This is a genomic window from Shewanella surugensis, from assembly GCF_023284005.1.
Classification (GTDB): domain Bacteria; phylum Pseudomonadota; class Gammaproteobacteria; order Enterobacterales; family Shewanellaceae; genus Shewanella; species Shewanella surugensis.
Genome location: NZ_JAKIKS010000168.1, coordinates 1 through 8753, shown reverse-complemented (window position 1 = coordinate 8753; position 8753 = coordinate 1). Strand labels below are relative to the sequence as shown.

The following is an 8753-nucleotide window of genomic DNA, read 5'->3' as shown; positions in this document are numbered from 1 at the left end:
AGCTGCTTGCTGATGTCATATCAGGTATTCAATTTAAAGATGGTGAACGGATCACTCAAGATCAAACAGAACATCACGATTCATTGATACACCACATTTGACAATAACTCAAAGTAGCGATACTAACGTTTTAATTTAAATAGGTATATATATGAAATACTTAGTTGCCGGAGTAGCTGGAGTTATAGGAAACTCAGTCGCTGAAAAGTTATTAAGTTTGGGCCACATAGTGATAGGTATCGATAATTTAAATGATTATTATGCTGTGAAATTTAAAGTTTTCTCGATTGAAAAGAATTATAAATGAGAAGTTTAAATTTATTAAAATGGATTTTTAACAGGTAAAAGTGTGTCGCTTATTGCTGAGATCTAAGATCGCAATCATTACGAAGATGAGTTATTGGTCAAACTCAGAGAAGTGATCCCACAAGATGTCCGAGTCACGGTTGTTGCAGATAGAGGCTTTGGCGATACCGCATTATTTGACTTTATCCAGCATGAATTGCATTTCGATTTCATTATCCGGATAAAATCTAACATTAAAGTTACGGATGCCTCAGGGGCGTTATTTCCTATCAAAGAATGGCTATTGCCAAGTGGTCGAACTAAGACGCTTAAGCATGTGCAAATAACGGGTAACAGACAAGATGTTGCCAGGGTTATTTGTTGTAAAAAGAAAGACATGAAAGAAGCTTGGTATCTTGCTTCGAGTCGAAATGATCTAGCCAGTAGTAAGATATTGACTTTATATGGAAAACGCTGGGGAATAGAAACGACATTTAGGGATATCAAGAACGACCGATTTGGCATGGGAATGAGTGCAACCTATACTCGCTCACCCACTAGAAGAGATAGATTATTTTTGCTTAGCGCGATAACGATAGGTTTACTGACGTTCTTAGGGAAAGCGGGTGAGGATGCGGATTTAGAGAAGATATTGAAGGCGAATACTAGCAAAACGCGCACTGATTCATTATTCCGCCAAGGGTGTGAATATTATGAATTGTTACCTGGAATGCGAGAAGAATGGGCAAAGCCATTGATGGATAATTTTAATCGATACCTTGAACAACATCATATATATCGATCAATATTCGGCATTATTTAAAGATCAAAAAATGAGGGGATCTCTAAGGGTTTAAATAGTAAAACACCTTTTTCGACTTTAGACTCTGTTGAACATCCAGTATCACTATATGCAGCAACCAAAAAATCGAATGAATTAATGTCGCATTCATATTCGAATCTTTATAATATTTCAACAACAGGGTCTGCACTTTTTTACAGTTTATGGTCACTGAGGAAGGCCTGATATGGCCAGGGCAACAGCATGAACGTTTTTCACTCAATAATTGTTCGTTAAACATTCTAGTGTGGCACAATCATTAAGCCAAAAACTGGAACGAAAAGAGGGTAATCGAATGTACCGTTATCAATCAGGTTGATTATTGAGCACTCATGCGGTTGCCCTGCTGATATGGCTCCCTTTATCTTTATTAAGAAGATATTTAATAGTGAATTGAAAGAAGGTGTGGCTGAAATTGTTCAGTGATATAGATAGCATTATTCTAATTGCCTACAGAGCTGCTGGAATTAAAATTGATGAATTATAATGATTTAGTTATTTCTAAAGGAAATATAAATTATGCAGTATTTTAGGTTTATATTATGAATATCCTTTTAACGGGGAGTTCCGGCTTTATTGGTTCATTTTTTACGAGTAATTATCCCATAAAAAGACACGTAGTCAGGAGTTCGGACAAAGTAAGGTATGCCTCCGAGCATTCAATAGCAAATCTTGATGAGAGTGCAAATTGGAGTGATGCTTTTGTCGATATTGATACAGTTATTCACCTTGCTGGCCTTGCTCATGATCATTCATTCACTGAAGAGGATTATCAGGCAGTAAATGTATCAGGAACCTTGCACCTTGCCAGAGAAGCTACAAATGCAGGTGTAAAACGTTTTGTTTTTGTTAGTTCTATTGGTGTTAATGGAACTATTACTACAGAGACTCCATTTTCTAATAATTCAGTTCCAAATCCACACAATGCTTACTCGCAGTCTAAGTATGATGCAGAGGTTGGACTCAATAACTTGGCAAAGGATACAGGCATAGAAGTTGTTATTGTTCGACCTACTTTAGTGTATGGGCCTGATGCTCCAGGAAATTTTGGTGCTTTGACCCAGCTAATTCACAAGTTCCCATTTTTGCCTTTTGCTTTAGTCAATAATAAGCGTAATTTTATTTCGGTACAGAATTTATGTGACTTACTATTTACATGTGCCAGCCACCCCAAAGCTCCTGGGAACATTTTTTTGGCGTCAGATTGTGAATCTGTTTCAATAAAAGAATTTTCCAATGCAATAGCCGTTGGTTTAGGGGGGCCGCTAATCCAGCTTCCTGTCCCTGTCGGATTGATGAAGTTCTTAGGTAAATTATTCAATAAGCCTACGATGGTACAGCAGTTGGTTGGAAACCTAGAAGTCGATTCTTCTAACCTTCAGCATGTGCTAGGTTGGAGTGCACCATATACAATGAAGCAGGCTATGAGTTTTCTTTCAGGGAGTAAATGATGATTCGTACGTTAGATTTTTTAGCGGCCTTCTTTGGCCTTTTATTGTTATGGCCAATACTGTTACTTGTTATTGTCATTGGCACCTTCGATACAGGGTCTCCTATATTTATTCAAACTAGAGTAGGTAAGAATAAAGAACCATTTAACTTGATTAAGTTTAGAACAATGTCAGTTGAAACTGAATCTGTTGCTAGCCATCTAGCTAGTAATTCATCTATTACAAAATTAGGCGCTTTTCTGCGAAGAACAAAAATTGATGAGTTACCTCAACTTATTAACGTTTTGAAAGGTGAGATGAGCCTCGTTGGTCCAAGACCTAACCTTTTAAATCAGCTGGATCTTATCAGAGAGAGAGATTGTCTAGGTGTTTACAATGTTCTACCTGGTATTACTGGACTTGCACAAGTAAATAATATCGATATGTCAACACCAGAGCTATTGGCTAAAACTGATCGACAAATGATCGAGTCATTAACGATTAGAGATTATTTTAAATATATCTGTATGACGGTTACAGGTAGTGGTAGCGGCGATGCAGTTAAGTAGGATTATTACATGAAATATTTAGTTACGGGCTCAGCTGGCTTTATAGGTAGTGCAGTTGTAGAAAAACTCATAAACCTAGGGCATGATGTTATTGGGATCGATAATCTTAACGATTACTATGAGATCAATTTAAAGCAAGCAAGATTGTCTCGTATAGAGCATCCCAAGTTTCGTTTTGTTCATTTAGATATTGCTGATAGAGCTGAAGTAGATACGCTTTTTAGTCAAGAGCAATTTGACCGCGTTATACATCTAGCAGCACAAGCTGGCGTTCGCTACTCACTCGAAAATCCGCATGCTTATGCCGAGTCGAATTTGCTCGGCCACTTAAATATTTTGGAAGGTTGCAGACATAATAAGGTTAAGCATTTAGTGTATGCATCATCTAGTTCAGTATACGGACTAAATGGTAAAGTTCCATTTGCAACTTCTGATTCAGTTGATCATCCAGTTTCACTTTATGCAGCAACCAAAAAATCGAATGAGTTAATGTCGCATTCATATTCGCATCTTTATAATATTCCTACCACTGGTTTACGTTTCTTCACCGTTTATGGCCCTTGGGGACGTCCAGATATGGCGCCCTTTATTTTCACCAAGAAAATTTTGGATGGCGATATTATCGATATTAATAATAATGGTGATATGTGGCGTGATTTTACCTATATTGATGATATTGTCGAAGGAGTCATTCGGATTGCTGATGTCATTCCAACTAAGACACCAGAATGGACTGTTGAAGCAGGTTCACCTGCTTCAAGCTCTGCACCATACAGTGTTTATAATATAGGTCATGGTAGTCCAATAAACTTAATGGACTTTATTGAGGCTATTGAAGTTGAGTTAGGTATTGAGGCTAAGAAAAACTTTCGTGGGATGCAACTCGGTGATGTTTATCAAACCTATGCTGATACACAAGACTTATTTGAGGTAATAGGTTACAAGCCACAAGTTGATGTAACAGAAGGTGTTAAAAAGTTTGTTGCGTGGTATAAAGGATTTTATAAATAACGAATAAAATCAAAGTTACTAATATTACAAGTGACTTTATTAGATTAATGTTTGTTTTTTTATATAGGGAATAAAAATAAGAATGAAAATTGCTATAGCTGGAACCGGATATGTTGGCTTATCTAATGCGATATTATTGGCTCAAAACAATGAAGTTATTGCCATTGATATAATATCTGAAAGAGTCGATTTATTAAATGATCGCATTTCACCAATTACAGATGTTGAAATTGAAGGTTTCTTAAAGAATAATAATTTAAGTTTAAGGGCGACCTTAGATAAAGAACTTGCTTATAAAGAGGCTGATTTTGTTATTATTGCCACACCTACAGATTATGATGTTGAAACAAATTATTTTAATACATCATCGGTAGAGTCTGTCATTAAAGATGTGATGTCGATTAATCCCAATGCGGTTATGGTGATTAAGTCGACAGTGCCAGTGGGGTATACCGAAAGCATTAAGGAAAAATTAATTTGTAATAATATTATATTCTCACCTGAGTTCTTACGTGAAGGTCGTGCGCTCCATGATAACTTATATCCATCACGGATCATCGTTGGGGAATGTTCAGAACGAGCGAGAATATTTGCGAATTTACTTACTGAAGGAGCGATTAAAGACAATATAGACGTTCTTTTTACTGACTCTAGCGAGGCTGAAGCAGTTAAATTATTTTCTAATACTTACCTTGCCATGAGAGTGGCTTATTTTAATGAACTCGACTCTTATGCGGAGTCTCATGGGTTAAATAGTAAGCAGATCATCGAAGGTGTTAGCTTAGATCCTCGAATAGGCTCACATTACAATAACCCTTCTTTTGGCTATGGCGGTTATTGCTTACCTAAAGATACTAAACAATTATTAGCAAATTATGCTGATGTTCCTAATAGTATTATTAGGGCTATTGTTGAAGCTAATACCACTCGAAAAGATTTTATTGCCGATTCAATACTTAAACGAAACCCTAAAACGGTGGGAGTTTATCGCTTAGTGATGAAATCGGGTTCAGATAATTTTAGATCATCTTCAATTCAGGGGATCATGAAACGTTTAAAAGCAAAAGGTATTAAAGTGGTTGTTTATGAACCTACCCTGAAAGAAAATGAATTTTTTCATTCTGCTGTGATTGGTGATTTGGATTGCTTTAATAATATGTGTGATGTCATTGTTTCAAATCGAATGGTAGAAGAGTTAAATGATGTACGAGATAAAGTGTATACTCGAGATCTTTTTGGTGTTGATTAATTAAATCAACAATTAATTTAATTGTTGATTTAATAAGTGAATAAATCATTGTTCACATTGTTTTACGAACTATTAAAGGCTTTTATATAAGATTTATTTGGAGCTATAGATGGATTTTTTGCAATTATTATTTTCGTTAAATCGAATGCAAAAAAGGGGGGTCAGTACAGCGATAGATTCCCTCAGTTTATTGTTTTCATTCTGGTTAGCACTATTAGTACGAACAGATTCATTTTCTGTTTTTACTAATACGGGCTATTGGTTATTGATAGCCGCCGTTTGTCCTATTAGTGTGTTGGTTTTTGCTAGATTGGGTTTGTATCGAGCTGTTTTAAGATACATGGGCCTACAAGCATTAACTGCTATTTTACTCGGAGTTATCGCATCGACACTGAGTGTCGTTTTGATTGCTTATTATGCTGAGTTGGGCTTGCCCCGGACAGTTCCTGTTATTTATGCCGTGTTTGCATTAGGCTTTGTGGGGGGGTCTCGTTTGACCATTCGGGCTATTGTCGGGTCAGGTATGAAGCGAGAGGGAGAGCCAGTGATTATTTATGGGGCTGGTGTCAGCGGTCGTCAATTGGTCACTTCTTTAATGCAAAGTAAGGAATATTATCCTTTCGCATTCGTTGATGATGATAAGGCTACTCATGGCAGTGTTATTCAAGGTATTCATGTACATTCGCCTTCAATCATTAGAAAGTTGATTCGCCAAAAGTCAGCCACAAAAGTATTACTTGCACTACCGACTGTTTCTCATGCTCGTCGCAAAGAGATTTTAATCTCTTTAGAATCCTTAGCGGTTCAAGTGCTGACAATTCCTGCCACCGCGGATTTAGTCGATGGGAATAAACTCTATAGTGATGTCAAAGAAGTTGAAATAGCAGATATATTGGGCAGAGAGCCGGTATCACCTAGAAGTGATTTATTATCTGCCAATATTCAAGGTAAAGTAGTCATGGTGACTGGGGCCGGAGGATCGATAGGTTCTGAGCTTTGTAGGCAAATTATTAGATTAAAGCCTAAGAAACTGGTGCTGTTTGAATTATCTGAATTTGGCCTTTATACCATAGAAAAAGAATTGGCTATCTATATAAAAGATCATGATTTATCTATTGATATTTATCCTATGTTGGGATCGGTTCAAGGGAGGGATAGAGTATTGACTGTAATGGATACCTTTAGTGTGCAAACGGTTTACCATGCTGCAGCTTATAAGCACGTGCCATTAGTTGAGCACAATGTTGTTGAAGGGATCCGTAATAATGTATTTGGAACGCTGCATACTGCCAGAGCCGCTATAGAAGCTAATGTTGAAACTTTCGTACTTATTTCGACAGATAAAGCCGTTCGTCCGACGAATATTATGGGTACAACGAAGCGTATGGCGGAGTTGTGTCTGCAAGCATTAGCGAAAGAGCAGCATTCAACGCGTTTTTGTATGGTGCGCTTTGGTAACGTATTAGGATCTTCAGGCTCAGTGGTACCTCTGTTCAGAAAGCAAATTAAAGGAGGCGGCCCCATAACGGTAACTCACCCCGAAATTACACGCTTTTTCATGACAATCCCCGAGGCGTCGCAATTAGTGATCCAAGCGGGGGCTATGGGAAAAGGCGGTGATGTTTTTGTACTCGATATGGGGGCATCAGTAAAAATTGTCGATTTAGCTGAGAAGATGATCAGGCTTAGTGGTTATGAAGTTAAAAATGATAATAACCCCGAAGGAGAAATATCCATCGAATTTAGCGGGTTAAGACCCGGTGAGAAATTGTACGAAGAATTGTTAATTGGTGATGATGTGACTGGTACTGAGCATGAGCGTATTATGACGGCACACGAAGTCCATTTATCTTGGAATGATCTATCGAAAATTATAAATAATTTAGATTTGGCTTGTCATGAACTCAGACATCAAGATATTAGAAATATTTTATTGAGTGCGCCAACAGGTTTTAATCCTACCGATGATATTGGTGATTTAGTTTGGTGTTCAAATGGGACTGAAAATAAAACATTAGAACTAATAGCTTCTTAATTTTAAAAAGGTTAGATACTGTGAAAGTTGTCATACCCGTTGCAGGTTTAGGAACTCGGATGTTGCCTGCAACTAAAGCCATCCCTAAAGAAATGTTACCGCTTGTTGATAAGCCTTTGATCCAATATATTGTTGATGAGTGTGTCAAAGCGGGGGTTAAAGAAATAGTATTAGTGACGCATGCGAGTAAAAATGCCATTGAAAATCACTTTGATACTTCCTATGAGCTTGAATCGACGTTAGAGAAGCGCGTAAAAAGGCAGCTACTTGAAGCAGTGCAATCTATTTGCCCTAAACATGTGACAATAATGCATGTTCGCCAAGGTGAAGCCAAGGGCTTAGGTCATGCGGTATTGTGTGCGAAACCGTTGATTGGTGATAACCCGTTTGCAGTTGTTTTACCTGATGTGATTTTGGATGAATATACCGCTAACCAGGCAACGGATAACTTAGCCTCAATGATTTCACGTTTTAAAACGAGTCTTGCAAGTCAGATTATGGTTGCACCGGTGCCTTTGCATGATGTTAATAAATACGGTATCGCAGATTGTAATGATATAACTCTTGAATGTGGTGAATCTACAGCGATAAAAGCAATGGTAGAAAAACCTGATATTGATTCAGCCCCATCAAATTTGGCCGTTGTTGGGCGTTATGTACTATCGAGTCGTATCTGGCCGTTATTGGCAGATACACCTAAAGGAGCAGGCGATGAAATTCAATTAACCGATGCTATCGATAAGTTGATTGAACTAGATAAGGTTGAAGCTTTTCATATGTCAGGTCAGTCTCATGATTGCGGTGATAAATTAGGTTACATGAAAGCATTTGTTGAATATGGACTGCGTGATAAAATGTTAGGCGCTGCCTTTAAAACGGAACTTAATGATATTTTATCTCGCTAACATTGAATACGCTTTAATGATATTATTAGGTTGAATTTGTCGCTTATTGATTTTGGGTCCATCTTGATAGAATGTGCTGAATACCCTGAATACCCTGAATACCCTGAATACCCTGAATACCCTGAATACCCTGAATGGCTATCGGTTTTATATCGATAGCCCTTTTTTTATGACTAACATTTAGAGGCTAAGTTAATGCTATTTTAGTTGATAGCTGACGTTATTCCCTCTCCCTCCTTGTTTTATCCTATAGCTTCTCTTTTTGGCTCTTCCAATGGTGAGCGACCTTTAACATCATCGCTATGTGATTTCTTTACGGTGAGCGTCCGGCGAACTACGCCTTGCTTAGATTAACATGCCAAGGTAAGAGACTATTGAGATCACAGTTGGGGGGAGATAGCTGTTCCAAGCAATGTTCGATGTAATCG

At 37.6% G+C, this 8753-nt stretch carries 7 protein-coding genes and 2 pseudogenes; all 9 read left to right on the top strand.

Annotated features, from left to right (window positions below; genetic code table 11):
• Window positions 1-151 precede the first annotated feature (151 nt).
• A complete protein-coding gene (locus L2764_RS24300) occupies window positions 152-307 on the top strand; it encodes an NAD-dependent epimerase/dehydratase family protein (protein WP_376708486.1) in 156 nt (51 codons plus the stop codon).
• An 87-nt stretch (window positions 308-394) separates the two neighbouring features.
• Window positions 395-1108, top strand: a pseudogene (locus tag L2764_RS24295) (IS4 family transposase); the annotation flags it as partial.
• Window positions 1109-1135: 27 nt separating this feature from the next.
• Window positions 1136-1298: pseudogene (locus L2764_RS24290) on the top strand (NAD-dependent epimerase/dehydratase family protein); the annotation flags it as partial.
• A gap of 370 nt (window positions 1299-1668) precedes the next feature.
• Complete coding sequence (locus tag L2764_RS24285) at window positions 1669-2577, top strand: NAD-dependent epimerase/dehydratase family protein (RefSeq protein WP_248942947.1); 909 nt, start codon at window positions 1669-1671, stop codon at window positions 2575-2577.
• A complete protein-coding gene (locus tag L2764_RS24280) occupies window positions 2577-3125 on the top strand; it encodes a sugar transferase (protein WP_248942950.1) in 549 nt (182 codons plus the stop codon). Before L2764_RS24285 ends, L2764_RS24280 begins: the two co-directional genes overlap by 1 nt.
• 9 nt (window positions 3126-3134) lie before the next feature.
• Window positions 3135-4136: an NAD-dependent epimerase gene (locus L2764_RS24275; protein WP_248942946.1), complete on the top strand. Its 1002-nt coding sequence runs from the start codon at window positions 3135-3137 to the stop codon at window positions 4134-4136.
• Window positions 4137-4218: 82 nt separating this feature from the next.
• Window positions 4219-5385 carry a nucleotide sugar dehydrogenase gene (locus L2764_RS24270; RefSeq protein ID WP_248942945.1) on the top strand — a complete coding sequence of 389 codons (1167 nt, stop codon included), beginning with the start codon at window positions 4219-4221 and terminating at the stop codon, window positions 5383-5385.
• Between the two features lie 109 nt (window positions 5386-5494).
• Window positions 5495-7420 carry a polysaccharide biosynthesis protein gene (locus L2764_RS24265; protein WP_248942944.1) on the top strand — a complete coding sequence of 642 codons (1926 nt, stop codon included), beginning with the start codon at window positions 5495-5497 and terminating at the stop codon, window positions 7418-7420.
• 20 nt (window positions 7421-7440) lie between these two features.
• Window positions 7441-8325: a UTP--glucose-1-phosphate uridylyltransferase GalU gene (gene galU, locus L2764_RS24260; RefSeq protein WP_312018383.1), complete on the top strand. Its 885-nt coding sequence runs from the start codon at window positions 7441-7443 to the stop codon at window positions 8323-8325.
• The last annotated feature ends 428 nt before the right edge of the window (window positions 8326-8753 follow it).